Annotated in this window: 23 protein-coding genes, 3 rRNA genes and 1 riboswitch; of the genes, 24 read left to right on the plus strand and 2 right to left on the minus strand. The window is 51.2% G+C overall.

What is annotated here, in order from left to right:
* Positions 1 to 25: 25 nt before the first annotated feature.
* The 4 genes from C2I18_RS12110 (at position 26) to C2I18_RS12125 (ending at position 5,763) form a co-directional block, all read left to right on the plus strand.
* Positions 26 to 1,582, plus strand: a 16S ribosomal RNA gene (locus C2I18_RS12110).
* A gap of 368 nt (positions 1,583 to 1,950) precedes the next feature.
* Positions 1,951 to 4,877: ribosomal RNA gene (locus C2I18_RS12115) — 23S ribosomal RNA — on the plus strand.
* Positions 4,878 to 4,952: 75 nt separating this feature from the next.
* Positions 4,953 to 5,069, plus strand: a 5S ribosomal RNA gene (gene rrf / locus C2I18_RS12120).
* The 16S, 23S and 5S rRNA genes sit together here, the layout of an rRNA operon.
* A 280-nt stretch (positions 5,070 to 5,349) precedes the next feature.
* A complete protein-coding gene (locus tag C2I18_RS12125; RefSeq protein WP_249901423.1) occupies positions 5,350 to 5,763 on the plus strand; it encodes a hypothetical protein in 414 nt (137 codons plus the stop codon).
* An 88-nt stretch (positions 5,764 to 5,851) separates the two neighbouring features.
* Here the strand turns inward: C2I18_RS12125 and C2I18_RS12130 are convergent, their stop codons facing one another.
* Positions 5,852 to 6,376: a hypothetical protein gene (locus C2I18_RS12130; RefSeq protein ID WP_249901424.1), complete on the minus strand. Its 525-nt coding sequence runs from the start codon at positions 6,374 to 6,376 to the stop codon at positions 5,852 to 5,854.
* 206 nt (positions 6,377 to 6,582) lie between these two features.
* On the opposite strand from C2I18_RS12130, the gene C2I18_RS12135 reads away from it, so the two are divergent.
* The 10 genes from C2I18_RS12135 (at position 6,583) to rsmI (ending at position 14,256) form a co-directional block, all read left to right on the plus strand.
* Positions 6,583 to 6,768: a sigma factor G inhibitor Gin gene (locus tag C2I18_RS12135; RefSeq protein WP_249901425.1), complete on the plus strand. Its 186-nt coding sequence runs from the start codon at positions 6,583 to 6,585 to the stop codon at positions 6,766 to 6,768.
* A 215-nt stretch (positions 6,769 to 6,983) separates the two neighbouring features.
* Positions 6,984 to 8,654 (plus strand): aminotransferase class I/II-fold pyridoxal phosphate-dependent enzyme, encoded by a 1,671-nt coding sequence (locus C2I18_RS12140; RefSeq protein ID WP_249901426.1) that lies wholly within the window; start codon positions 6,984 to 6,986, stop codon positions 8,652 to 8,654.
* Positions 8,655 to 9,296 carry a dTMP kinase gene (gene tmk / locus C2I18_RS12145; RefSeq protein ID WP_249901427.1) on the plus strand — a complete coding sequence of 214 codons (642 nt, stop codon included), beginning with the start codon at positions 8,655 to 8,657 and terminating at the stop codon, positions 9,294 to 9,296.
* Positions 9,297 to 9,363: 67 nt separating this feature from the next.
* The gene (locus C2I18_RS12150) at positions 9,364 to 9,693 is read left to right on the plus strand and encodes a cyclic-di-AMP receptor (RefSeq protein WP_151737885.1); all 330 of its coding nucleotides are present in this window, start codon (positions 9,364 to 9,366) and stop codon (positions 9,691 to 9,693) included.
* A gap of 40 nt (positions 9,694 to 9,733) precedes the next feature.
* Positions 9,734 to 10,177 (plus strand): YaaR family protein, encoded by a 444-nt coding sequence (locus C2I18_RS12155; RefSeq protein ID WP_249901428.1) that lies wholly within the window; start codon positions 9,734 to 9,736, stop codon positions 10,175 to 10,177.
* A 17-nt stretch (positions 10,178 to 10,194) separates the two neighbouring features.
* Positions 10,195 to 11,169: a DNA polymerase III subunit delta' gene (gene holB, locus C2I18_RS12160; RefSeq protein WP_249901429.1), complete on the plus strand. Its 975-nt coding sequence runs from the start codon at positions 10,195 to 10,197 to the stop codon at positions 11,167 to 11,169.
* A 136-nt stretch (positions 11,170 to 11,305) separates the two neighbouring features.
* Positions 11,306 to 12,106, plus strand: a complete 801-nt coding sequence (locus C2I18_RS12165) for a PSP1 domain-containing protein (RefSeq protein ID WP_249901430.1) — start codon at positions 11,306 to 11,308, stop codon at positions 12,104 to 12,106.
* A gap of 28 nt (positions 12,107 to 12,134) precedes the next feature.
* The gene (locus tag C2I18_RS12170; RefSeq protein ID WP_249901431.1) at positions 12,135 to 12,500 is read left to right on the plus strand and encodes an initiation-control protein YabA; all 366 of its coding nucleotides are present in this window, start codon (positions 12,135 to 12,137) and stop codon (positions 12,498 to 12,500) included.
* An 80-nt stretch (positions 12,501 to 12,580) separates the two neighbouring features.
* Entirely contained in the window at positions 12,581 to 13,351 is a 771-nt protein-coding gene (locus tag C2I18_RS12175; RefSeq protein WP_249901432.1) for a tRNA1(Val) (adenine(37)-N6)-methyltransferase, read from the plus strand.
* A complete protein-coding gene (gene rsmI, locus C2I18_RS12180) occupies positions 13,351 to 14,256 on the plus strand; it encodes a 16S rRNA (cytidine(1402)-2'-O)-methyltransferase (protein ID WP_249901433.1) in 906 nt (301 codons plus the stop codon). The genes C2I18_RS12175 and rsmI overlap by 1 nt, the downstream gene beginning before the upstream one ends.
* A gap of 1,062 nt (positions 14,257 to 15,318) precedes the next feature.
* On the opposite strand, the gene C2I18_RS12185 is transcribed toward rsmI, so the two are convergent.
* Entirely contained in the window at positions 15,319 to 15,573 is a 255-nt protein-coding gene (locus C2I18_RS12185) for an AbrB/MazE/SpoVT family DNA-binding domain-containing protein (protein ID WP_019914502.1), read from the minus strand.
* 305 nt (positions 15,574 to 15,878) lie between these two features.
* Between C2I18_RS12185 and C2I18_RS12190 the strand changes: the two genes are divergently transcribed.
* The 10 genes from C2I18_RS12190 (at position 15,879) to purR (ending at position 25,257) form a co-directional block, all read left to right on the plus strand.
* Positions 15,879 to 17,162 (plus strand): HD domain-containing protein, encoded by a 1,284-nt coding sequence (locus C2I18_RS12190; RefSeq protein WP_249901434.1) that lies wholly within the window; start codon positions 15,879 to 15,881, stop codon positions 17,160 to 17,162.
* Positions 17,163 to 17,216: 54 nt separating this feature from the next.
* Positions 17,217 to 17,987: a TatD family hydrolase gene (locus C2I18_RS12195; protein ID WP_249901435.1), complete on the plus strand. Its 771-nt coding sequence runs from the start codon at positions 17,217 to 17,219 to the stop codon at positions 17,985 to 17,987.
* 198 nt (positions 17,988 to 18,185) lie between these two features.
* A riboswitch (cyclic di-AMP (ydaO/yuaA leader) is annotated at positions 18,186 to 18,415 on the plus strand.
* Positions 18,416 to 18,704: 289 nt separating this feature from the next.
* On the plus strand, positions 18,705 to 19,892 hold the full coding sequence (locus tag C2I18_RS12200; protein ID WP_249901436.1) for a resuscitation-promoting factor: 1,188 nt from the start codon (positions 18,705 to 18,707) through the stop codon (positions 19,890 to 19,892).
* Between the two features lie 152 nt (positions 19,893 to 20,044).
* Complete coding sequence (gene rnmV / locus C2I18_RS12205; protein WP_249901437.1) at positions 20,045 to 20,596, plus strand: ribonuclease M5; 552 nt, start codon at positions 20,045 to 20,047, stop codon at positions 20,594 to 20,596.
* Entirely contained in the window at positions 20,593 to 21,477 is an 885-nt protein-coding gene (gene rsmA / locus C2I18_RS12210) for a 16S rRNA (adenine(1518)-N(6)/adenine(1519)-N(6))-dimethyltransferase RsmA (RefSeq protein ID WP_249901438.1), read from the plus strand. The genes rnmV and rsmA overlap by 4 nt, the downstream gene beginning before the upstream one ends.
* Before the next feature lie 84 nt (positions 21,478 to 21,561).
* Positions 21,562 to 22,461, plus strand: a complete 900-nt coding sequence (gene yabG / locus C2I18_RS12215; protein ID WP_249901439.1) for a sporulation peptidase YabG — start codon at positions 21,562 to 21,564, stop codon at positions 22,459 to 22,461.
* Positions 22,462 to 22,724: 263 nt separating this feature from the next.
* Entirely contained in the window at positions 22,725 to 23,000 is a 276-nt protein-coding gene (gene veg / locus C2I18_RS12220; RefSeq protein WP_019914493.1) for a biofilm formation stimulator Veg, read from the plus strand.
* Positions 23,001 to 23,127: 127 nt separating this feature from the next.
* Positions 23,128 to 23,310 (plus strand): small, acid-soluble spore protein, alpha/beta type, encoded by a 183-nt coding sequence (locus tag C2I18_RS12225; protein WP_249901440.1) that lies wholly within the window; start codon positions 23,128 to 23,130, stop codon positions 23,308 to 23,310.
* A 178-nt stretch (positions 23,311 to 23,488) separates the two neighbouring features.
* Entirely contained in the window at positions 23,489 to 24,343 is an 855-nt protein-coding gene (gene ispE / locus C2I18_RS12230) for a 4-(cytidine 5'-diphospho)-2-C-methyl-D-erythritol kinase (RefSeq protein WP_249901442.1), read from the plus strand.
* Positions 24,344 to 24,429: 86 nt separating this feature from the next.
* Positions 24,430 to 25,257, plus strand: coding sequence for a pur operon repressor (purR, locus tag C2I18_RS12235; RefSeq protein WP_249901444.1), 828 nt, complete (start codon positions 24,430 to 24,432; stop codon positions 25,255 to 25,257).
* Positions 25,258 to 25,342 lie beyond the last annotated feature (85 nt).

Consider the following 25,342-nt stretch of genomic DNA (forward strand, 5'->3'; position numbering starts at 1 on the left):
AATGAGCTATCGCTCTTTTCAATACTAATTGGAGAGTTTGATCCTGGCTCAGGACGAACGCTGGCGGCGTGCCTAATACATGCAAGTCGAGCGGAGCTAACGGTTTCCCTTGGGAAACCGTTGCTTAGCGGCGGACGGGTGAGTAACACGTAGGCAACCTGCCCCATAGCCTGGGATAACTACCGGAAACGGTAGCTAATACCGGATAATTTCTTTTTTCTCCTGAAGAAAGAATGAAAGACGGAGCGATCTGTCACTACGGGATGGGCCTGCGGCGCATTAGCTAGTTGGTGAGGTAACGGCTCACCAAGGCGACGATGCGTAGCCGACCTGAGAGGGTGAACGGCCACACTGGGACTGAGACACGGCCCAGACTCCTACGGGAGGCAGCAGTAGGGAATCTTCCGCAATGGGCGAAAGCCTGACGGAGCAACGCCGCGTGAGTGATGAAGGTTTTCGGATCGTAAAGCTCTGTTGCCAGGGAAGAACGTCCGGTAGAGTAACTGCTGCCGGAGTGACGGTACCTGAGAAGAAAGCCCCGGCTAACTACGTGCCAGCAGCCGCGGTAATACGTAGGGGGCAAGCGTTGTCCGGAATTATTGGGCGTAAAGCGCGCGCAGGCGGCGATTTAAGTCTGGTGTTTAAACCTTGGGCTCAACCTGGGGTCGCACTGGAAACTGGATCGCTTGAGTACAGAAGAGGAAAGTGGAATTCCACGTGTAGCGGTGAAATGCGTAGAGATGTGGAGGAACACCAGTGGCGAAGGCGACTTTCTGGGCTGTAACTGACGCTGAGGCGCGAAAGCGTGGGGAGCAAACAGGATTAGATACCCTGGTAGTCCACGCCGTAAACGATGAGTGCTAGGTGTTAGGGGTTTCGATACCCTTGGTGCCGAAGTTAACACAGTAAGCACTCCGCCTGGGGAGTACGGTCGCAAGACTGAAACTCAAAGGAATTGACGGGGACCCGCACAAGCAGTGGAGTATGTGGTTTAATTCGAAGCAACGCGAAGAACCTTACCAGGTCTTGACATCCCTCTGAATCCTCTAGAGATAGAGGCGGCCTTCGGGACAGAGGAGACAGGTGGTGCATGGTTGTCGTCAGCTCGTGTCGTGAGATGTTGGGTTAAGTCCCGCAACGAGCGCAACCCTTGACTTTAGTTGCCAGCAGGTTAAGCTGGGCACTCTAGAGTGACTGCCGGTGACAAACCGGAGGAAGGTGGGGATGACGTCAAATCATCATGCCCCTTATGACCTGGGCTACACACGTACTACAATGGCCGGTACAACGGGAAGCGAAGCCGCGAGGTGGAGCCAATCCCAGCAAAGCCGGTCTCAGTTCGGATTGCAGGCTGCAACTCGCCTGCATGAAGTCGGAATTGCTAGTAATCGCGGATCAGCATGCCGCGGTGAATACGTTCCCGGGTCTTGTACACACCGCCCGTCACACCACGAGAGTTTACAACACCCGAAGTCGGTGGGGTAACCCGCAAGGGAGCCAGCCGCCGAAGGTGGGGTAGATGATTGGGGTGAAGTCGTAACAAGGTAGCCGTATCGGAAGGTGCGGCTGGATCACCTCCTTTCTATGGAGAATCGTCTTCTGCAATGAAGACATTCAAATCTTAAATCTAACCGGTCGGTTAGTTACTCACTCGTTGCTCAGTTTTGAGAGTTTAAGCTCTCAACATTCTGTAACTTCTATCGACACAGCTGTGATTGACCAGAACTTACAGAAACTTGATCCTTGAAAACTGGATACCGAAACGAATTTGCGTTTTAGAACATTCCTTTAAGCTGAACTTGTGTAAACAAGTGAAGATTTAATAGCGATGCTGAAAGCGAAGGTTTTCGATTGTGAAGCGACTTTTGGCTTTGAATATTCTAGCGTACGGAGTGATCCGGACGCGCTATTCAAAACAAGATGAGCAAACAAGCGAAACACCGTAGCGTTGGTTAAGCTAATAAGAGCACACGGAGGATGCCTAGGCGCCAGGAGCCGACGAAGGACGTGGCGAACAACGAAACTGCCTCGGGGAGCTGTAAGCAAGCTTTGATCCGGGGGTGTCCGAATGGGGAAACCCGGCTGTGGTAATTCGCAGTCACTCACATCTGAATACATAGGATGTGCAGAGGCAGACCAGGGGAACTGAAACATCTAAGTACCCTGAGGAAGAGAAAACAATAGTGATTCCGTCAGTAGCGGCGAGCGAACGCGGAACAGCCTAAACCAGGGGGCTTGCCTCCTGGGGTTGTGGGACGTCTCACATGGAGTTACAAAAGAATATGGTAGGTGAAGAGGTCTGGAAAGGCCCGCGATAGAGGTAAAAGCCCTGTAACCTAAACTGTGTTCTCTCCGAGACGGATCCCGAGTAGTGCGGGGCACGTGAAACCCCGTATGAATCCAGCAGGACCATCTGCTAAGGCTAAATACTACCTGGCGACCGATAGTGAAACAGTACCGTGAGGGAAAGGTGAAAAGCACCCCGGAAGGGGAGTGAAATAGAACCTGAAACCGTGTGCTTACAAGAAGTCAGAGCCCGTTTTATGGGTGATGGCGTGCCTTTTGTAGAATGAACCGGCGAGTTACGTTTAACATGCAAGGTTAAGGTGAGAAGCCGGAGCCGCAGCGAAAGCGAGTCTGAATAGGGCGACTGAGTATGTGGACGTAGACCCGAAACCGTGTGATCTACCCCTGTCCAGGGTGAAGGTGCGGTAACACGCACTGGAGGCCCGAACCCACGTACGTTGAAAAGTGCGGGGATGAGGTGGGGGTAGCGGAGAAATTCCAATCGAACTCGGAGATAGCTGGTTCTCCCCGAAATAGCTTTAGGGCTAGCCTCGGTGAATGGAGTGGTGGAGGTAGAGCACTGATTGGGTGCGGGGCCCGCAAGGGTTACCAAGCTCAGTCAAACTCCGAATGCCATTTACTTCTTGCCGGGAGTCAGACAGTGAGTGCTAAGATCCATTGTCAAAAGGGAAACAGCCCAGACCATCAGCTAAGGTCCCCAAGTGTGTGTTAAGTGGGAAAGGATGTGGAGTTGCACAGACAACCAGGATGTTGGCTTAGAAGCAGCCACCATTGAAAGAGTGCGTAATAGCTCACTGGTCGAGTGACTCTGCGCCGAAAATGTAACGGGGCTAAACACACCACCGAAGCTATGGCTTGATGCGTATGCATCAGGGGTAGGGGAGCGTTGTGTATGCGTTGAAGGTGTACCGTAAGGAGCGCTGGAGAGTACACAAGTGAGAATGCCGGTATGAGTAACGAAAAGATCAGTGAGAATCTGATCCGCCGAAAGCCCAAGGTTTCCTGAGGAAGGCTCGTCCGCTCAGGGTAAGTCGGGACCTAAGGCGAGGCCGACAGGCGTAGTCGAAGGACAACAGTTTGAAATTACTGTACCACCGTAATCCGCTATGAGCGATGGGGTGACGCAGGAGGGTAGTGACGCGGACTGATGGATGTCCGTCTAAGCAGTGAGGCTGGTGTGTAGGCAAATCCGCACACCGTAAGGCTGGGCTGTGATGGGGAGCGAAAATTACAGTAGCGAAGGTCATGATCTCACACTGCCAAGAAAAGCCTCTAGTCAGGAGAAGGTGCCCGTACCGCAAACCGACACAGGTAGGCGAGAAGAGAATTCTAAGGCGCGCGGAAGAACTCTCGTTAAGGAACTCGGCAAAATGACCCCGTAACTTCGGGAGAAGGGGTGCCTCGGTAGGGTGAATAGCCCGAGGGGGCCGCAGTGAAAAGGCCCAAGCGACTGTTTAGCAAAAACACAGGTCTGTGCGAAGCCGCAAGGCGAAGTATACGGGCTGACGCCTGCCCGGTGCTGGAAGGTTAAGGGGAGTGGTTAGGGGTAACCCGAAGCTATGAACCGAAGCCCCAGTAAACGGCGGCCGTAACTATAACGGTCCTAAGGTAGCGAAATTCCTTGTCAGGTAAATTCTGACCCGCACGAATGGCGTAACGACTTGGGCGCTGTCTCAACGAGAGATCCGGTGAAATTTTAATACCTGTGAAGATGCAGGTTACCCGCGACAAGACGGAAAGACCCCATGGAGCTTTACTGCAGCTTGATATTGAATTTGGGTACGATCTGTACAGGATAGGTGGGAGCCGTAGAAGCAGGAGCGCAAGCTTCTGTGGAGGCGCCGTTGGGATACCACCCTGATCGTATCTAGGTTCTAACCTGGTACCCTAAGCGGGTACAGGGACCGTGTCAGGCGGGCAGTTTGACTGGGGCGGTCGCCTCCTAAAGAGTAACGGAGGCGTTCAAAGGTTCCCTCAGAATGGTTGGAAATCATTCGAAGAGTGCAAAGGCATAAGGGAGCTTGACTGCGAGACCTACAAGTCGAGCAGGGACGAAAGTCGGACTTAGTGATCCGGTGGTACCGCATGGAAGGGCCATCGCTCAACGGATAAAAGCTACCCTGGGGATAACAGGCTTATCTCCCCCAAGAGTCCACATCGACGGGGAGGTTTGGCACCTCGATGTCGGCTCATCGCATCCTGGGGCTGAAGTAGGTCCCAAGGGTTGGGCTGTTCGCCCATTAAAGCGGTACGCGAGCTGGGTTCAGAACGTCGTGAGACAGTTCGGTCCCTATCTGTCGTGGGCGCAGGAAATTTGAGAGGAGCTGTCCTTAGTACGAGAGGACCGGGATGGACGTACCGCTGGTGCACCAGTTGTTCCGCCAGGAGCATGGCTGGGTAGCTACGTACGGACGGGATAAGCGCTGAAAGCATCTAAGCGTGAAGCCCCCCTCAAGATGAGATTTCCCAACTAGTAAGACCCCTTGAAGACGACGAGGTAGATAGGTTGGAGGTGGAAGTGCAGCAATGCATGGAGCTGACCAATACTAATCGGTCGAGGGCTTATCCAAAATTAAAACGCAGATTTGTTTCGGATTCAGTTTTCAGGAATCAAGTTCCTGAAGCATTTGCACCGCAGATGCGCGTTTGGTGGCGATAGCGGAGGGGTTCCACGCGTACCCATCCCGAACACGACCGTTAAGCCCTCCAGCGCCGATGGTACTTGGACCGAAGGGTCCTGGGAGAGTAGGACGCCGCCAAGCACATCAAGCCATTGCTGATCACTCAGCAATGGCTTTTTTGTTGTGTTTAGAGACTGTTACTGAAATAACACCCGTTCAGTCCGCATAGTATGGTTTTAAAAAGTAAATAAAACGCTTACAATTGAGTGACATTTTTGTTACCGACGTTATACCGGATCAAAGTATAATAGAAAAGTGCAAATATTAAGCAGCGCCTTAATACGAATGAACTACCGGTAAATTCTAATAGAGAATTTTTTTGTGTCTTTAGATGCATGGTAGAGGTAAGGAGGTTTAAGGTATGAAGCAAGCCCGCCCCTTTTGGATATTATTCATTGTTTGTATAGTAGGTGTAATGCTGGTTGGCTGCGGAACAAAGGCGCCTTCCTGGGACAGCTTTGAGGGTGCTATGAATGAAAAAAGCTTTCCTGTCCCTAAGGAAGCCACTTCTCCGGACAGTACAACCACAAATGTGGCTATGGATTATGTGCGTTACTCTTTGCCGGGGCTTAAAGAGAAGAATGGCGTACCGGAGCCATACTTGGAAGCTATCAAGGCCTGGGGATGGGAAGAACTGAAGGAAGACGAATCAGAGAATTCCCGTGTTTTTCAAAAAGAGGGTCTGATTGTACATTTAACCGTGCATAACGATTATTTTATAGTAATGATTCCGAAGGAAAACAAGGTTTCCGTAAAAGGGCTTAAAAGTAAATAAAATAAACGCCGTCCGCTGCCGGACGGCGTTTATTTGGTTAGCGTATAATGTAGACGATTCGCAGCCATATGTATGCAGCATAAAGAGGTTACTGGGCGTAATAAGATACATCGGTCGGATTGAACTTTAACATTCCGCTTTTATCTTCCTGTTGCAATTTCATCAGCGTATACAGTCTCGGGAGCAGCAGCCAAAGATGGCAGAACACCATGGAAGAGGTGAAGGCAGGCGGAGACCAGACGACAAAAAGCGCAGTAATACAGAGCCCGATCCAGAAGTTATGAAGCTGGACTTTACGGAAAATTCCGTAGCTGATGTATTGTTCAGGCATATAGCCCAGCCAAGGAAGGCGAAGAGAAATTTTCCACCTTTTAACGATGGGATGACCCGTAATCAGCAAAACAGAACGTGAGACCACATACTGGATCCACAACAGAACGGGAGCAGCAACAGCTGCATAGAGAATACTCCACCAGGACAGGAATACAGTTTCCAGTACTATGAAGATAAGAGGGAGCGCCAAATAAATACGCAGCTTAACCGGCGTTAAGTTGATTTTTTTGATAAGCTTGTATTGATAAAATGTAGCTGCACCCTTAGTATTCGGTTCCATAAAAAAGATCTGACCTCCTTGCAAATACTCATGTTACTAATATCGGCGGACAGCAGCATTTTGTTAAACTTATTAAGGGAAGGCACCGCCGGGGGAGTACAGGAATATTATATTTTAGGCTAGGCGGATAGGAAAACACTATGAAAAGGTTTAAAATAATAGAATATGTAACATACTGTTCTTAAAAGAGTCAAGGTGGGATGATTATGGAACAGCAAACCGGACAGCCCTGCATTATTTGCGGACAGGTCAAAGAGGAAGGTATTGTGATTGTCTCCCATTTCATTTGTGAGGATTGCGAGAGTGAAATGGTGCGTACAGAAGCCGAGGATGCCAAATACCGTTTTTTTATCAGCCGGATGAAAAAGATTGAGCTGCAGAAAAATGCGTAGGCTCCACAAAAGGTGAAGATATCCATAGTGGTTAACAAGATCAGGCGGTGGTTATGTGTCGCGCGGGCTGCATAAGAAGTACTCAAGATAACGGTTCTCTGCCCTAAATGGTAGTGAGCCGTTTTGTTGTGTGAAGGATCGTTTTGAACGGAAGCATAGGCGTTGAGGCAGATTTGCGTTAAAATAGAAGGTAACCCCCAGGGAAGGAATAAACTATGGACAATTTACAGCCTGGCAGGGCACCTCTATACGAAATGCTGGAACAATATAGAGCTACAAATCATATTTCTTATCATGTACCCGGTCACAAGAATGGACAAGCTTACAGCGGGTCCCGGGGTGCCGGATATCTCGGTGAGGTCATGAAACACGACGTGACAGAAATTACAGGCACGGATGACCTTCATCATCCTGAGGGGATTATTCAGGAAGCCCAGGAGCTGGCGGCGGATTGTTTTGGGGCTGAGGAGAGCTTTTTTCTCGTGGGCGGAAGCACGGCAGGTAATCTTGCACTCCTATTGACGGTCTGCCCTGAGCCGGGAATGACACTGATTCTTCAGCGCAACGTCCACAAGTCTGTGATTCATGGGTTGATGCTGGCGGGGGCCAGGGCTGTTTTTCTGGAGCCGCTGATCGATGACGCCAGCGGTCTCGCCGTTGCTCCTGCGGCTGAAAGTGTGCGGGCGGCCCTTGCCGCCTATCCCGAAGCCGCAGCGGTGCTGGTCACCATGCCGAATTACTACGGCATGGGCAGCGACCTGGCGCCTCTGGCAGAGGCCTGCCACGACAGCGGGGTGCCCCTGCTCGTCGATGAGGCGCACGGCGCCCATTACGGGCTGCATCCGGCGCTTCCGGCAGGGGCGCTGGCCTGTGGCGCGGACGGCGTCGTGCAGTCCACGCACAAGATGCTTGCGGCGATGACCATGGGCGCCATGCTGCATGTACAGGGGCCGCGGCTCGACCGCACGCTCCTGCGGCAGCGGCTTGCCATGGTGCAGAGCTCCAGCCCATCATACCCCGTGATGGCTTCGCTCGATCTGGCCCGGCGGCTGGTGCACAGCCAGCCTGCCGGTGCCTTCACGGCGGGACTTGCCGCCGTGGACAAGCTCAGGCGCGGCCTCGCAGAGCAGCCGCGCTACGGGCTGCTGCAGCCGGCTGTGCCGCTGCAGCGTTCAGGCGGCGCTGCTGCAGCCGCCGGAGAAGGGACGCCGCCGCAGGGCACGGCGGCGTACTGCACGCAGGACCCTTTCAAAGCCGTCATTTATGACGCCGCCGGGGTCCTGACAGGCTTCGAGCTGCAGTGCAAGCTCGAGGAAAAGGGCATTGTGCCGGAGATGAGCGATCACCGGCATGTAGTGCTGGCCTTCAGCCTAGGCTCGAAGGCGGAAGAGACGGAGCGGCTGCTGGCTGCGCTGGCAGAGATTGAGGCTGAAGCGCCAGCCCGGCTGCCTGTATCAGACAAGAGTGGTGATAAGGGGCATGGGCTGCCAGAGTCGTATTCAGCCGCTGACTTTACCGGGACGGTGCCTGAACCTGCGTTATTCGATACGCCGGAGAATGGGCAGACCAGTACCGCAAATAATTCCACGTGGAACAATTTTAGCGGACACTCTGTTTCGGCACCGGTGTCTTTTTCCCTAAAACCGGTTGATCCAAGGGAAACAGAACCCATTCCACTTGAATACAGTGTAGGAAGAGTGGCAGCAGAGATGGTCATTCCATACCCTCCAGGCATTCCGCTGCTTTATCCGGGCGAAATCATTACAGAAGCTGTACAGCGCAGGCTCAGCAGCCTCAGCAAAGGCGGAGCCAAGTTTCAGGCCTGCAGCGATCCGGCCTTACAGCATGTCACAGTATACAACAATAAGAAGGGCGGAGAGGAATAAGTGGGACGCGAGGGTTTCTTCATTACTCTGGAGGGAGGCGATGGCTCAGGAAAAACAACAGTACTGGGGCGGGTAGCCGCATATCTCCAGAACCACTCCATGCCTTATCTCGTTACCCGTGAACCGGGAGGCGTTGAGATCGCCGAGAAAATCCGTTCGATTATTCTCAATCCGGCACACACAGCCATGGATGCGCGGACAGAGGCACTGCTGTATGCAGCAGCAAGAAGCCAGCATTTGGCGGAGGTAGTCGAGCCTGCACTGAAGGAAGGTCTTACTGTACTGTGTGACCGTTTTGTTGACAGCAGCCTGGTCTATCAGGGGCATGCCAGGGGACTGGGTATAGAAGAGGTCTGGAGCATTAACCGTTTTGCAATCGGCAGCCGGATGCCTGATCTTACGTTCTACCTGGATGTTGATCCTGAAGTAGGACTGTCGCGGATTGCCGCTAATGGAGAACGGGAGGTTAACCGGCTCGATCTGGAAAGCCTGGCCTTTCACCAGAAAGTCCGGGAAGGTTATCAGCTCATTGTGCAGTCAGATCCCCGGCGCATTGTAGTGCTTGATGCCAACCGTCCTGTCCATATGGTGGAGCAGGATATTGTCCGGACGCTGGAGGAACGCTTATTAAAGGGTTTTTGACTATTCTTGTCTAATATTAATAAGTGTGCTGCTGTACAATAACTAAATTGTAGGAGGGAAAACGAAGATGAATTTGATCATTGCCATTATCCAGGATAAAGACAGCAACAGGCTGTCCAGTGAACTAGTCAAAGCAAACTTTCGTGCAACCAAACTGGCAAGTACCGGCGGATTCCTGCGGGCAGGCAATACCACGTTTTTGATTGGTGTTGACGACTCCCAGGTAGAAGCTGTACTCGGCGTTATCCGCAACAGCTGCAAAGTCCGTGAACAGCTTGTTACTCCGGTTACACCGATGAGCGGTACAACGGATTCCTATTTGCCGCTTCCGGTTGAAGTGCAGGTAGGCGGAGCTACTGTATTCGTGCTTCCTGTCGACCGGTTCGAGCATTACTAAGCATCTACAGGCAATAAACAAATAAGGACGGTAGATACCTTTGAAGATAAATCCGGGCTACAGGCCCTTAAAGAGTGAACTCCCGAATGCTGACGGGGAACGCCGGCCTGTCCAGCAGAAGACATTCACGGATATCTTTCAGCAGCAGGGTGAGCAAAAAACCATAGATGAATTGAACCGCCAGATTAAGGATATCCAGCAGCAGGGCGACCGGTTAGCCAAGTCAATGACCGTCCGTGAACTGGCTATTTACCGGAATATGGTCAAGAAATTTCTGGAGGAGACTGCGCGCCGCGGGGTCATTCTGAAGGAAACGAAGGGCTGGGACCGGCGCGGCAGAGGCAAGCGTTACAAGCTGCTGGAGGAGATTGATGCTGCGCTGCTGAATCTTGCTGATGACCTGCTGGAAAGTGAACAGGGCCGTATTGATCTGCTGGGCCGGGTCGGGGAAATTCGCGGGATGCTGATTAACCTTGCTTTTTAAAAGAGTTGGAGGAATTTATGCCTTTTCATGATATATTAGGCCAGGAGGATGCCAAACGCCTGCTGCAAAATGCTCTGCGTAAGGATGCGGTCAGTCATGCCTATTTGTTCACCGGCCCCTCCGGAAGCGGGCAGATGAAAACGGCTTTGATGTTCGCCCAAGCGATATTCTGCACCAAATGCCAGGATGACGCTTGCGGCGAATGTCTCGAATGCCGGAAGGTGGAGCATGGCAATCACCCGGATCTGACACTGCTGAAGCCGGATGGGGCGAGTCTGAAGATCGACCAGATCCGTGAGCTGCAGCGCGTGTTTTCCTACCGGTCGGAAGGAACTAACCCGAAGGTCTATATTATAGAAGGAGCGGACAAAATGACGGTGCAAGCCGCCAACAGTCTGCTCAAGTTTTTGGAAGAGCCGCCCGCTCCTGCAGTGGGTATTCTGCTCTCCGAGAATATTAGTTCCCTGCTTCCGACGATACAGTCAAGAACTCAGCGCATTCCGTTCAGCCCGCTGCATCCGGAGATCATGCTTCAGGCATTATCATCGGAGGGGGTTCCGGCTCCGATGGCCCGGTGTGCGGTATCGCTGACCTCAGGACTTGACGGCTGCAGGGAACTTTTGGCACAGAATTGGTTTGCAGAAATGAGAAATCTAGTGTTACAATTAGCAAAGGAGTCTTTGGGCAAAGGCAGCACCGCGGTGGCGACCGCCGGGCAGAAGCTGTTCAAGACCGGGCTCGGTGAACATTTGGATATTCTTTTCAGCATGTTCCACCTGTGGTTCAAAGATATGCTCCACTTCCTGTACCGGAGACACGAAAGTATTGTTTTCATAGATCAGGTAGACTTTATTTCCAAGGCTGCCCGTCAGCGGAGTACGGAACAATGGGTGGCTTATATGGAATTCGCGGCGGAGAGCACACGCAAACTCCGTTCCAATGCCAACGCCCAGCTGTGTCTGGAGCAGTTCCTAATCCGACTGGAAAGTTAAAGGGTTATTATATATATCCTCCGGATCAAGCTTTGCCTGGGAGTATGGGTTTAACGTATAGGAAGGACAAGCATGGATCACCAGGGAGCGGACTTGCTTAGGGGTTCCTTTTACCGGCAAACAAGGGGGTTAATTTTTGTACAGCGTAGTAGGTGTCCGCTTCAAAAAAGCGGGTAAAATATATTATTTCGATCCGCTTGATTTTCCGATTGAACAGGATCAATGTGTCATTGTTGAGACGGCAAGAGGGGTCGAATACGGTAGAGTAGTCGTTGGCAAAAAAGAGGTGCAGGAAGCTGATGTTGTACTCCCGCTCAAAAAGGTCATGCGTATCGCCGGTGATACCGATGCACGCGTGGTCGAGGAGAACAAGAGCGCAGCGAAGGATGCTTTTACCACCTGTTTAAATAAAATCCGCGATCACGGCCTCAAAATGAAGCTGGTGGATGTGGAGTTTACATTTGACCGTAACAAAATCATTTTCTATTTCACTGCCGAGGGCCGAGTCGATTTCCGCGAATTGGTTAAGGACCTGGCAAGCATATTCCGTACCCGCATTGAACTGCGTCAGATCGGAGTCCGTGATGAAGCCAAGATGCTGGGCGGTTTAGGGCCATGCGGACGGGTGTTATGCTGTTCTTCCTGGCTTGGCGATTTTGAACCGGTATCGATTAAGATGGCCAAGGATCAGAATTTGTCGCTTAATCCAACGAAGATCTCAGGTTTGTGCGGAAGACTTATGTGCTGCCTGAAATTTGAGCATGATAATTATGAAAGTGTGAAGGAAGAAATGCCGGCGGTGGGCAAGATTGTCATCACATCAATGGGTGACGGCAAGGTTGTAGGAATTAATGCCGGAAACCGCACAGTCCATGTGCAGTTGTTCGAAGTGGGCAAAGTTAAGGAACTTCCAATGGATGATGTTGTCGTCAAGTAAACCATAAGGTTACTTTCGGGGTGGAAACTTGGAGAAGATAAATATATTTGCACACATGCAGGAGATGGAAGCGCAGATGGAAACGATGCGCGCAAGTCTCGGAGACTGGAAACAGACGGTTAAGGAACTGATGGAAGCGAATCAAAGGCTTAGCCTAGAGAATGAGCAGCTTCGCAAAATACTGAAAAGGGACGCACCTTTGGATCCTGCTGTCGATACGGCTGAGGCGGAAGCGCTTCTGGCGGCGTCAGAGGGAGCGGAAGAGGTTGTGGGAGAAGGCTATGACAATCTGGCCCGTCTGTACCATGAGGGATTCCATATCTGCAATGTCTATTTCGGGCATTTGCGTACAGAAGGTGACTGCTTGTTCTGTCTTTCTTTTCTTAATAAATAAGGATATCCAGCCGTAGGAGATTTCGCCTACGGTTTTTTTTGAATTTTATATATACTTAACAAAGTTTGTAGGAGATGACGATGACGAATTCTAAGAATGATACCTCTGTTCCTTTGCTCCCCTCGGAGCGGGTGGATGATCTGCTGACCCATGATTTGCGTATTATCCAGAGCGATGAGGTTTTTAGCTTCTCTATGGATGCGGTGCTGCTTGCCCGGTCCGCGGGAATACCGCCGCGCGGCAGAGTGCTGGACCTCTGTACTGGCAATGGGGTTATACCGATGCTGCTGACCACGCGTACCAAAGCTTCTATTGAAGGAATTGAGATTCAGCCCCGTCTGGCGGATATGGCCCGCCGCAGTGTCACCATGAACGGTCTGGAAGACCGGATCACCATTCATGAGGGGGATTTGCGCGAGCTGCATACTACGGCAGGTTATGGAGTATATGATGCCATCACTGTAAACCCGCCCTACATGCCGCTTAACGGCAGTGATCTGAAACTGAATACGCATCAGGCCATGGCCCGCCATGAAATCGGATGCACTCTTGAAGAGGTTATTCAGGCCTGTGTGCGGCTGGTCCGCACCGGCGGCAAAGTAAGCATGGTTCATAAACCTCAGCGCCTGGCCGACATCATCAGTCTTATGCGGCAGTACCGGCTTGAGCCCAAGCTTATACGCTTCGTGCATCCGCGGGCGCATCTGGAAGCCAATATGGTTCTGATTGAAGCTGCACGGGACGGGAAGCCCGAGGTGCGTTTACAACCTCCGCTTATCGTATATAATGAGGACAATCAATACTGTCCGGAGATTATGGACATTTACTACGGAAACAAAGAGGGTAACTAATGACTATATCATGCCAAAGCAGCTTTCAAAGCAGCAGTGAGGAACATAAACGGGAAGGAAGCGGCAGTCTCTATCTGGTCGCTACGCCTATCGGTAACCTGGAGGACATGACCTACCGCGCAGTGCGTACTTTACAGGAGTGCGATATCATTGCAGCGGAGGATACAAGACAGACGCGTAAATTACTCAGCCATTTCGATATCACGCCTTCCATGCTGTTCAGCTATCATGAGCATAATAAGGCAGCGAGCGGACCTGAGCTGATACGCTATATAATAGAAGGTAAAAATCTGGCCCTGGTCAGCGATGCCGGTCTGCCGGCCATTTCCGACCCTGGTGCTGATCTCGTAGCCCTGGCCGTTGAACATCATATTCCGGTCATTCCAGTACCAGGAGCCAATGCCGCTCTGTCCGCATTGATCGCTTCGGGGCTTCCGACAACCAGCTTTACCTTTGCCGGATTCCTTCCCCGGGAGCGGAAGGATATCCGTGCTGTATTATCAGGGCTTCGTTCAGTGCAGGGAACATTGCTGTTCTACGAGTCCCCGCATCGTGTGGCCAAGACATTGGTACATTTACAAGAAGCATTCGGCAACCGGCGTGTCGTCCTGGCCCGTGAACTAACCAAACGGTTCGAAGAGTTCCTCCGCGGTACTATTGAGGAGTGCATAGCCTGGCTGGAGGAGCATCCTCCGCTCGGTGAATATGTTATTGTGGTTGAAGGAGAAAGCAAAGAAGAGGCAGAGAAAGCGGAAGCTGCGTGGTGGCAGGAGCTGAGCATTGAGGAGCATGTCAGTCATTATGAAAATGGCGGAGTAGTACGTAAGGAAGCTATGAAAAAGGCTGCTGCTGACCGCGGGTTGGCCAAACGGGATATTTATAACGCATTGCTGGAGAGGGAGTAAGGGGTTAGAAAAGCTGAGGATGGTTAAAAAATAATTGTAGTTGTTACATGTATTAGATAAAAAGTACCCTTATATTGGTCATTTATGAAATTAGTACATTTATATCTATGGAAACCAAAACACTATAAGTTATTACCTGGGAACAAAGGTGCAATTTACATTTAAATCAGCACAGCGAGTGATTTGGCCAAATTAACTGTTTTATACACATTTATCCAATTTTATCAAGGCCGTTGCCGCACCAGGGTAAAGCGCATCCCGAAGGGACAGCGGTCTCAAGCTCGCCCGTCAGTCGCCAGCCAGTAACCAGTAAGGACCAAGTGCCACGGACGTGCCGACGTTAAGCGCATCCCGAAGGGACAGCGGTCTCAAGCTCGCCCGTCACTCGCCAGCCAGTAACCAGTGAGGACCAAGTGCCCCGGACGTGCCGACGTTAAGCGCATCCCGAAGGGACAGCGGTCTCAAGCTCGCCCGTCACTCGCCAGCCAGTAACCAGTGAGGACCAAGTACCCCGGACGTGCCGACGTTAAGCGCATCCCGAAGGGACAGCGGTCTCAAGCTCGCCCGTCACTCGCCAGCCAGTAACCAGCAAGCACCAAGTGCCGCGGGCGCGCCGACGTTAAGCGCATCCCGAAGGGACAGCGACCCTAAGCTCGCCCGTCACTCGCCAGTCAGTAACCAGCAAGCACCAAGTGCCGCGGGCGTGCCGACGTTAAGCGCATCCCGAAGGGACAGCGGGTTCACCGTCATTCGCCGCACGGGAGTACCTGCGCAGCCGCCATAGGCGAATTGCCTATGGCGAACCCCTGGCATGGCAAGGCCCCGAGGGCTTGCCCGAAAGAGGGCCGGTCTTGCGCCGACCGTTACTGACTTCCGCACTGCCGGACAATTCGACAAGCTTCCGGGTGTCCAGAGGGCCGGGGCCCTTGGGGCCCTCCCTGCAGGGAGGGTTTGGGAGGGTCAAAAAGAGGCAAAAAAATACCCCCCAATCAAGGGAGGCCAAGGAGATATAAAAAGGTTAGAATTAACAATTTGATTAGTTCTTATTATACCCTATTTGTTTTAGTTTGTCACAGGGGTAGGGATGGCAGAAATACATTCGTGACAAACAATTTTGCCTTTGAAATAGGTAACGTTCTCAGCATTGCCGCAGAAAATGCAGGCAGGCTCATATTTCTTAAGCATGATCCGCTCACCGTCCACGTAAATTTCGAGCGCATCCTTTTCTCCAATGCCCAGTGTACGGCGCAACTCAATCGGAATAACAACCCGTCCAAGCTCGTCTACTTTTCTTACAATTCCCGTTGATTTCATCATTGCAATCTTGCTCCTCTCAATGTTCAAAGGCCGTCATTATTCGACATTGTTCACCGTTTTATGATATTCATAATACCAACCATTCCCAAAACAGTCAACCTTTTTTGAGCCGAATTTTAGGGAATTTTTGAATAAAACTTTGATCTGCTTACGGTTAACCTGATTCCTCAAAAATCAGGAATAAATTGACTTGTCGATTACACTCCTGATAAATTGTCATCATTCGACAAAGTGCGACATTATTCTTTGTTATACTCTTTATTCCAGTTGATTTCTAATCCTATTATCAAAAAGGAGTTGACCACATGAAGCAGCTGCTGTCAGAAGAAAAGGTATTTAAAGATCCCGTTCATAATTATATTCACGTACAGGACACAATTATCTGGCGTCTGATTAATACGAAGGAATTTCAGCGTCTTCGCCGGATCCGCCAGCTTGGCACCTCTTATCTCACATTTCATGGAGCGGAACACAGCCGTTTTTCACATTCACTTGGTGTGTATGAAATTACGCGGAGAATCATATCCCAGTTTGAACGGAGCAAATACAAAGACTGGATGCCGGAGGAGAGCCTGTTAACCCTCTGTGCGGCGCTGCTTCATGATTTGGGTCATGGGCCATTTTCCCATTCTATAGAAGAAGCTTTTGAAATGAATCACGAGGACTGGACCTGCCGGATTATTCTGGAGGATACAGAGATCACTTCGATTTTGAAGGATGTGGCGGAAGATTTCCCGCAAAAGGTAGCTTCAGTCATTGCCAAAACCTATGAACATGAAATTGTTGTCAATTTGGTGTCAGGCCCTCTGGATGCGGACCGCATGGATTACCTGCTTCGTGATGCATACTATACCGGAGTCAACTACGGCACGATAGATATCGACCGGATTCTGCGTATGCTTCGGCCTTACAACGGACGGGTCGTCGTGAAGGAATCAGGTATGCATGCGATTGAAGATTATTTAATGTCACGGTATCAGATGTACTGGCAGGTGTATTTTCATCCGGTTACACGCAGCTCGGAGATTATCCTGCGGCAAATTTTCCGCAGAGCCAAGGAACTGGTGGAGTCCGGTTATACGTTCGGCTTCATGATCGATCCTTTAAGTGATTTATTTGCAGGCGATGTAACGGTTCAGCAGTATCTGCTGCTTGATGAAGCGCTGGTACAGACAGCCTTTATGCAGTGGACGCTGGAAGCGGACGAGTTGCTGAGCGACTTGTGCAGCCGTTTTATTCATCGTAAACTGTATAAATATGTAGAGGTAGAGAATCTGGATTCTGACACGATCGACGAAATCCGCCGGAGCTTTTCCGGGGCCGGCCTGCTGCCGGATTACGACCTTGAAATCGATTATCCGACAGATCTCCCTTATGACGTTTTCCGTCCGGGAGAGGGCTTTGACAGCAAGCAGATTTTGCTGCTCGACCGTCATGACCAGCTGCGGGAAATCTCCGAAGTCTCGGATATTGTGCGCTCAATCAGCGGAATTCACCGCGGCAGATATCATCTGTATTTTCCGCAGGATAAGCTGCAGAAAGCCCTCCCAGGTCTTCCGGCATCGATTGCAGAAATCTTTGAAAAATAATACAAAAAATTATGGAATTCATCATAGAAATCAGAATATGGAGGGAATACCGCTATGCGTTTGTTCGACACTCATACCCATCTGGATGCTCCGCAATTCGACGAGGACCGCGAAGAGGTAATCGCCCGGGCCTTGGAGGCAGGCGTTACCAAGATGATCAATATCGGATTTAACCGGGAAACGATTCCAAGTACTATGCAGCTCGCCGAATCGCATGATTATATTTATGCAGCCGTCGGCTGGCATCCCCAGGATGCAATTGACATGAAGGAAGGAGATCTGGAGTGGATCGCATCCTTGTGCAGCCATCCCAAAGTAGTCGCCATCGGCGAGATTGGGCTTGATTATTACTGGGACACTTCTCCCAAAGAGGTACAGCATGAGGTGTTCCGCAAGCAAATCCGGCTGGCCCGCGAGCTGAAAATGCCAATTAGTATTCATAACCGTGATGCCCATGAGGATGTGGTGCGTATTTTGCGTGAGGAAAAGGCAGACGAGATCGGCGGAGTCATGCACTCGTTCTCCGGGAGCTGGGAAACGGCCAAAATGTGTCTCGATCTCGGGTTCCATCTGTCCTTCGGAGGGCCGATAACCTTCAAGAATGCCAGGGTGCCCAAGGAGGTTCTCGCCCAGACCCCGCTGGACAGATTACTCATCGAAACGGACTCTCCATACCTTACACCGCACCCGTTCCGGGGCAAGCGAAATGAGACTGCTCATGTGAAGCTGGTAGCTGAGGCAGCCGCGGAAATAAAAGGGATTGATTTACAGGAATTAGCTGAAATTACGTATGCGAACGCACTGGAACGATTTGGGATTGTCTGAAAACGGGAGTAAAACAGGTGAAAAATAGAGTATAGCCGACCTATTAAACTTTTTTAATAAAAAAATGGCCGATTATTACAAATTTTTAATCATTTTTTTGCTTAAACGTGGTTGAACCGTCCTTTACAACATGCATCAAAACAGGATATCATCTTTTCAGTGCAGTGAGCTGTTGTTACTGTGACAGTCACTGATTCATGGATCGTCTCGCTGAGTCTCCGTACGGAGAACGGGGGAACCAATATTGCACTGCTGCATGCCAGTACATAGAGTACAACACGTAATATGCGCAGACATTATTTGATTTCTTCACGTGGTCTTTGGGGTGAATTTGAGGGCAACCGCCATGAGCGGGTGACCTGAGATAGGGCGTCTCTCTTATGCCCGAACCCGACAGCTAACCCCGTAAGCGCAAAGTAAGAGAGGCAACCTCGTGCATAACATTCCCGCGTATTCTGACATCCGGAGAAGCCACGAAAGAGTCCTCTATGAACTCTTTTTAGGCTTCTTTTGTTTTGAATAATGCGAATGAACCCGGCATACTGTTATATAACAGTGTTCTGGAGCCACTATGCCGAGCAGGCGATCCATGAGCAGGAAACGCTGAAGCAATGCGGGCGTATCCTGTTGCAATCTCAAACCTAGTTTCGTCACAAATGATGCAGTCTACATGATATACAACTTGGACGACGGGGCTATGTAAGGAGGATGGAGAGAATGGGCGTATTCCAACCAGAAGTATCCCATGATTCGCAATCATCCAGCAGGTCTTTCGCATTACGGTGGAAGCAAGTGAATCCTCGCGTACTTTCGCTTGCAGGTGTGGTATCAATCGTTATCGCGCTGCTTATTCTGCTGTACGTACACGGTCAAGGCAATAAAGTAATAAATTTAGTAATAGACGGGAAAGTGCTGACGCTGGAGACGCGTGAGGCACTGCTCAGTGATGTGCTGGCCAAAGAACAGATTACAGTCCAGCCGCATGATAAAGTATCCATAGGCCTTGGCGATGAAATACAAGACGGTGACCGTGTCGTCATTACCCGCGCGCAGGCGATTAGTCTTACTGTAGACGGGGCAACCAAAACACTGTATACCACCGAGAAATCGCTCGGGGATGCCATTACCAAGCTGGGCTACAGCCTGGAGGGCAACGACAAGATTTTCCCTTCGCTTGATACCGCAGTATCATCCGGTATGGAGGCCAAGATTGTCCGGATCACCAAGCAAAAGGTAGAACGGACGGTAAGCTTGCCTTTCCGGGTTATCAAAACCGCAGACCCTTCCCTGTACGTAGGGGACAACAGAGTTGCACAAGCAGGCAAGCCGGGTGCCATTGTCCAGCACATCGAGAAGATCTATCAAGATGGTGAGCTGGTTTCCATGAGCATGGTCGGCAAGGAAGTTGAGACGGTTACCAAAGACAAGATTATTGCCGTTGGTACGAAGCCGGTTCCTAAGCCCGTTGTAGTTGCTGCAACAACATCCAAACCAAAAACAACTTCCAAAACCACCGCAAAAGCAGCAACAACTGCAAAATCTGCAAAAGCTGCAAAAACCAGCAACGTCGTGCACAAGGCAGGCGTAGACTTCCAGTACAAAAAAATGATTAAAAACGTATCCATGACGGCATACTCATCTGAAGAGCCGGGCATTGGAACACGGACTGCTTCCGGCACACGCGTAACGGAAGGCCGTACTATTGCTGTAGATCCGAATGTAATTCCTATCGGCTGGTGGGTGTACATTGAGGGATTAGGATTCCGCCGTGCAGAGGATACCGGCGGTGCCATCAAAGGCAATAAGGTGGATGTATACTACGATTCACTGAGCCATGCCCGTAACTTTGGGCGTAAATCCCGGACTGTTTATGTGATTGGACCTGTAAAGCCGGAGCTCAATTAGCATGTTACAGTCTTTTGCAAATTAGCAGGTAATAAGCTATAGTGAGGGTAGCACTTAACGAACGGATGCTGCTCATCACTTATACATTCTTTAGCCAATAAGAAGGGGAGCGAATCCTCTTCTTTTTGTGTTGTAAGGGAAGGAGCCGGAAGATGATCAAGGAATTAATTGTGGTGGAAGGTAAAAGCGATACGGTTGCCGTCAAGCGTGCGGTAGAAGCCGATACGATAGAGACAGGCGGTTCTGCAGTGGACCGCAGGGTGATTGCCAAGATTGCGCTGGCCATGGAGCGCAGGGGAGTTATTATCCTCACGGATCCGGACCATGCCGGTGAACGCATACGCAAAATTGTGTCTTCCAAGGTGCCCGGTTGCAAGCATGCCTTTATACCGGAAAAGGATGCTACACGCAAAGGGGACATAGGGGTGGAGAATGCTTCCCCGGAGGCTATCCGGCATGCCCTTGCCCATGTGCATACCTCCTTTGAAGGGGCTCCGGCACTGATTGGCATGGATGAGCTTATTGCTGCCGGAATGATTGCCCATCATGAGGCGGCTGAACGCAGAATGGCGCTGGGTAATCTGCTTGGCATCGGATACTGCAACGGTAAACAGCTATACAAGCGGCTGGCTATGTTTGGCATCACGCGGGAGGAGTTTCAGGCTGCTCTCGCACAAATTGAACAGGGAGGCATTACCTCATGAGCGGCAATGATCATATCTCATCTCCATCAAGGACCAAAGAAATTATCCAGCGCTATGGATTCTCATTCAAAAAAAGCCTGGGCCAGAACTTTCTGATTGATCAGAACATTTTGGACAAAATCGTCGACGCGGCAGGATTAAGCAGCGAAAGCGGTGCTCTGGAGATCGGGCCGGGAATCGGTGCCCTGACTGAGCGGCTGGCAATGACCGCCGGAGCGGTGACCGCTGTGGAGATTGACCGGAGACTGATTCCAATTCTGCGGGATGTCCTCTCCTCCTATCCCCATGTAAAGATCCGGAATGATGATGTCCTCAAAGTTGACCTTAAAGAGCTGTTCGCCGAGGATTTTGCGGGAGTGAACAAAGTCAGCGTTGTCGCCAACCTGCCCTATTACGTAACCACTCCGATCCTGATGAAGCTGCTTGAGGAGAAGCTTCCGCTGGATAATATCGTGGTCATGATCCAGAAGGAGGTTGCCGAACGCATGGCAGCCTCCCCGGGAGGAAAGGAATACGGGAGCCTGAGCATTGCTGTGCAGTACTACAGTGAGCCGGAGCTGGTTACGATTGTGCCCCGTACGGTATTCATTCCGCAGCCTAACGTGGAGTCCGCTGTCATCCGTCTGAAGGTCAGAGACCGTCCGCCGGTAGAAGTGGAGAATGAGAAGCATTTCTTCGAGGTGGTGCAGGCTTCCTTCACCCAGCGGCGCAAGACGATTGCCAACAACCTTAAGGCACGTTTCTTTCCGGGAGAAGGACGGGAACGCCTGGAGGCGCTGCTGGCCGAGGCTGGCATAGAGCCTACACGCCGCGGAGAGACGCTGAGCCTTGCAGAGTACGCAAAGCTAAGTGCTGTGCTGCTGGCTGCAGGAGTCGTGTAAGAGCAGGAAATACTTTTAAAATCATGCTCTATAAGAACCAACCGTGACCTTTGCCCATACGATGGGGGTAGAGGTGGTGTTGTCATGAATTTAGGAGATCTGGTCGTTCGCAAATCTTATGGTGGAGATGTAACGTTCAGGGTTGAGAATATTGTGCAGAACAGGGCCGTCATCAAAGGCACAGAATTCCGCCTGCTGGCGGATTCCCCCCTGAATGACCTGGTACAGGTGCCGCCTACCCGTATTACACAGCGGGGGCAGCGGGCACAGATCAAGGCTGATGAATCGCTGACCCAGCTGAGAAAGGACCGGCAGGAGCAAAGCAAGCGCAGCGGAGAGACTGTTACAGGCGCCTGGAACCAGTCTCCCAAGGAGCCGGCTTATTTTGAAGTGCCGGGCAAGGTGCTGCATCTGGACGGAGATGCATTGTATTTGAACAAAAGCCTCAGCCTGTATGAGCAGCTGCGGATTCCGGCAGAGGGCCATCATGTGCATGAATCCAAAATGGCGGATACCCTATACCGGCTTTTGCCCAGAGTACGTCCCGATATTGTGGTAATCACCGGACACGACGGTGTACTAAAGCAGCCCCATGCATACGATCTGTACAGTCTGGCCAGCTATAAGAACTCGCAGAATTTTGTAGCAGCTATCCGTGCGGCAAGGGAGTATGAGCGTAATTTTGATGCGCTGACTATCGTGGCAGGCGCCTGCCAGTCCCATTTCGAGGCGCTGCTGGGTGCAGGAGCCAATTTCGCCAGCTCTCCGGGGAGGATTCTGATTCATGCACTCGATCCCGTGTATATTGCAGCGAAGGCTTCCTTCACCTCCATACGCGAGTCTGTAAGCCTCAGTGATGTGCTGAACCATACAATCAGCGGCAACCAGGGGATGGGCGGGATCGAGACCCGGGGCAGCTTCAGAATCGGAATGCCGCGGCTGCAGGACCTGTCCTCGTTAAAAGTAACACCATCAGTGGTGTAGTCTGCATTTTTTTGAATGGCCAGGAGCGGAAAAGGGAAGGATAAGCGCAAAGCTTATCCTTCCCTTTTTGCTGCTGTGTGTGAATGGAGCAGGTTAAGCTTAGGCGCGATTATTACCGCTAACAAGGAGCCTTTATCAGTATGTACCGGGATCAAAAAAATTCCGTTGACATCCATTTTGGCATCCACTATAATTATTTGTTTGGTTTGACAATGTTTGTGAAAAGTTGTATAATGGACAAGGAAAGAGGTGGTCGTCAGGCAATGGCTAATAACGCGCTGTTGGAAATTAAACGCAGTCTCGAAGCTCACGTCGGTCATAAGATCACGTTGCGGGCAAACGGGGGGCGTCGTAAAACCGTTGAACGTACCGGTGTCCTGGAAGAAACGTACCCTTCTGTATTTATTGTCAAACTGGATCAGGAGCAGCAAACCTTTAAGCGTGTCTCCTATAGCTATGCCGATATACTTACCGAATCTGTGGAAATCACAGTTTGCGAAGATGACGGGCAGATGCGGATTATGTATATTAAAGCTTAATGTTACACAATGACAGCCCTCCTTGCGGAGGGCTGTTTTTATTGCGTCCTGAATGGTGAGTGTCAGCTGGCAGCATACTAAAGGAGTCTTAACTCATCATCTACTACCATGAAGGAGGAATTGTGTAATGAGCCGCAGAAGAAGGGGTATGATGTCCGAGGAACTGAAGACAGAGCTGGCCAAGGAGCTGGGCTTCTATGAGACCGTTGAGCGCGAGGGCTGGGGAGGAATCCGGGCACAGGATGCCGGGAATATGGTTAAGCGGGCCATCCAGCTTGCCGAGCAGGCTGCCGCTGCAAGAAAACTGTAATGCTTATCAGGCCAATACAGGATTACGGACAGGGAACCGCCTCGCGGCGGGACCCTTTTTATGCATATCTGAAAGTATATATATGGCTCCCGAACTTTTGTTAATGGACTTCGTAACAAGTTTCTCATATAATATGTTAAGTTGTTTTTACGGGAAAAGCTGAAGGTGGGTGAACGCCTTGAAAATGTATGAAAAAGCGCCAGCCAAAATTAATTTGATGCTGGATGTGCTGCATAAGCGTGCAGATGGTTTTCATGAAGTGGAAATGATTATGACGATGGTGGATCTGGCGGACCGTCTGGAGCTGTCGGAGCTGAAGCGTGACTCCATTATTATATCGAGCCAGGCGGGATATATCCCGCTGGATGAGAAGAACCTGGCCTTTCAGGCGGCGAGGCTTATTAAAGACCGTTATAACGTCAAGACTGGCGTACATATCCATCTGGACAAAAGAATTCCTGTTGCTGCCGGCCTGGCCGGAGGCAGCAGCGATGCCGCGGCTACGCTGCGCGGCCTGAACCGGCTCTGGCGCCTGAATATTCCGGCGCAGGAGCTGCAGGAACTGGGCGCCGAGCTTGGCTCGGACGTCCCGTTCTGTGTCACCGGCGGGACTGCCCTGGCCACGGGCAGAGGAGAACGGCTGACCCCGATTGCGGGTCCGCCGCAGTGCTGGGTCATCCTGGCCAAGCCGCCGATCAATGTATCGACGGCTGAGGTGTACGGACGCGTACGCGCGAATAACATCGCTGTGCATCCGTCCGCATCCCGGATGCAGCAGGCCCTCGAAGCAGGCGACTTTGCTGCCGTCTGTGCAGGCCTGGGCAACGTGCTGGAGGATGTAACCCTGAAGCTGCACCCGGAGGTGCAGCAGCTGAAGGAAGCGATGGTGAAGCTCGGCGCGGACGGCGTGCTGATGTCAGGCAGCGGGCCTACAGTATTCGGGCTGGTGTCGAAGCAGTCCAAGGTAGCCAGAATTTATAACGGTCTGCGCGGCTTCTGTAAGGAAGTCTATGCCGTCCGTTCTCTGGGCTGATCACCGGAAATCGTTTCTTCTTGTATAAATCCGTACAAAAATGATATTATTTGATAATAATATTCGGTTTTGGCGAGGAGTACTTTGTGAAAAAACTAAAAAGAAGCCAACGTTTGGTAGATATGACACAATTTTTACTGGAGAAGCCGCATGATTTGCTGCCGCTGTCCACATTTGCCGACCGGTATGGAGCAGCGAAGTCATCGATTAGTGAAGACCTGGCAATTATCAAAGAGGTATTTGAAGGCGAAGGCATGGGTGAATTACAGACCCTGGCTGGTGCAGCGGGCGGTGTCCGTTACATCCCCCGGATGCCTACAGATATGGCACTGGACTTTGTGAACCGGTTATGCGGACAGCTTGAACAAAGCGACCGGATTCTGCCCGGCGGTTATTTGTATATGTCCGATCTGCTCGGCCTTCCGTCACTGATGGAGCAGGCCGGCAAAATTATCGCCACAGCCTTTTATGGTGTGGAGATCGATGTAGTCATGACAGTGGAGACCAAGGGGATTCCGCTTGCCTACGCTACAGCGGCCCAGCTCGGCCTTCCGGTAGTACTGGTAAGACGTGACCACCAGGTTACAGAAGGATCGGCAGTAAGCATCAATTATGTGTCAGGCTCGCACAAGAGCATACATACGATGTCGCTCTCCAGACGTGCGCTGCCGGAGAAGTCACGGGTCCTGATCGTGGATGACTTCATGAAGGCAGGAGGCACTGTACGCGGTATGGTTGACCTGCTGGGAGAGTTCAATGCAGAGGTGGCCGGTGTAGGAGTGCTGGTGGAGTCCGGAGCCGTAGAATCCGAGGAGCGTCTGCTCCATGATTATGTGTCACTGGTCAAGCTGATCGAGGTGGATTCCAAAGTGCGGCGGATTTCGGCGCTGCCGGGAAACTATTTCTCTTCCTAAGTTAGAGGAATTCTTCGCAGAGGCAGTGGAAGTTAATGTCGAAACCGTAGATAAGCGAACGAAACCTGTCGAAAACAATGGCTGT

It is taken from the genome of Paenibacillus sp. PK3_47 (genome assembly GCF_023520895.1).
Lineage (GTDB): Bacteria > Bacillota > Bacilli > Paenibacillales > Paenibacillaceae > Paenibacillus_AQ.

Bases quoted from the DNA above. Each gene is read 5' to 3' on its own strand.
- C2I18_RS12125 (WP_249901423.1), top strand. From the start codon at position 5,350: ATGAAGCAAGCCCGCCCCTTTTGGATATTATTCATTGTTTGTATAGTA.
- C2I18_RS12130 (WP_249901424.1), bottom strand. From the start codon at position 6,376: ATGGAACCGAATACTAAGGGTGCAGCTACATTTTATCAATACAAGCTT.
- C2I18_RS12135 (WP_249901425.1), top strand. From the start codon at position 6,583: ATGGAACAGCAAACCGGACAGCCCTGCATTATTTGCGGACAGGTCAAA.
- C2I18_RS12140 (WP_249901426.1), top strand. From the start codon at position 6,984: ATGGACAATTTACAGCCTGGCAGGGCACCTCTATACGAAATGCTGGAA.
- C2I18_RS12150 (WP_151737885.1), top strand. From the start codon at position 9,364: ATGAATTTGATCATTGCCATTATCCAGGATAAAGACAGCAACAGGCTG.
- holB (WP_249901429.1), top strand. From the start codon at position 10,195: ATGCCTTTTCATGATATATTAGGCCAGGAGGATGCCAAACGCCTGCTG.
- C2I18_RS12175 (WP_249901432.1), top strand. From the start codon at position 12,581: ATGACGAATTCTAAGAATGATACCTCTGTTCCTTTGCTCCCCTCGGAG.
- rsmI (WP_249901433.1), top strand. From the start codon at position 13,351: ATGACTATATCATGCCAAAGCAGCTTTCAAAGCAGCAGTGAGGAACAT.
- C2I18_RS12185 (WP_019914502.1), bottom strand. From the start codon at position 15,573: ATGATGAAATCAACGGGAATTGTAAGAAAAGTAGACGAGCTTGGACGG.
- C2I18_RS12190 (WP_249901434.1), top strand. From the start codon at position 15,879: ATGAAGCAGCTGCTGTCAGAAGAAAAGGTATTTAAAGATCCCGTTCAT.
- C2I18_RS12195 (WP_249901435.1), top strand. From the start codon at position 17,217: ATGCGTTTGTTCGACACTCATACCCATCTGGATGCTCCGCAATTCGAC.
- C2I18_RS12200 (WP_249901436.1), top strand. From the start codon at position 18,705: ATGGGCGTATTCCAACCAGAAGTATCCCATGATTCGCAATCATCCAGC.
- rnmV (WP_249901437.1), top strand. From the start codon at position 20,045: ATGATCAAGGAATTAATTGTGGTGGAAGGTAAAAGCGATACGGTTGCC.
- rsmA (WP_249901438.1), top strand. From the start codon at position 20,593: ATGAGCGGCAATGATCATATCTCATCTCCATCAAGGACCAAAGAAATT.
- yabG (WP_249901439.1), top strand. From the start codon at position 21,562: ATGAATTTAGGAGATCTGGTCGTTCGCAAATCTTATGGTGGAGATGTA.
- veg (WP_019914493.1), top strand. From the start codon at position 22,725: ATGGCTAATAACGCGCTGTTGGAAATTAAACGCAGTCTCGAAGCTCAC.
- C2I18_RS12225 (WP_249901440.1), top strand. From the start codon at position 23,128: ATGAGCCGCAGAAGAAGGGGTATGATGTCCGAGGAACTGAAGACAGAG.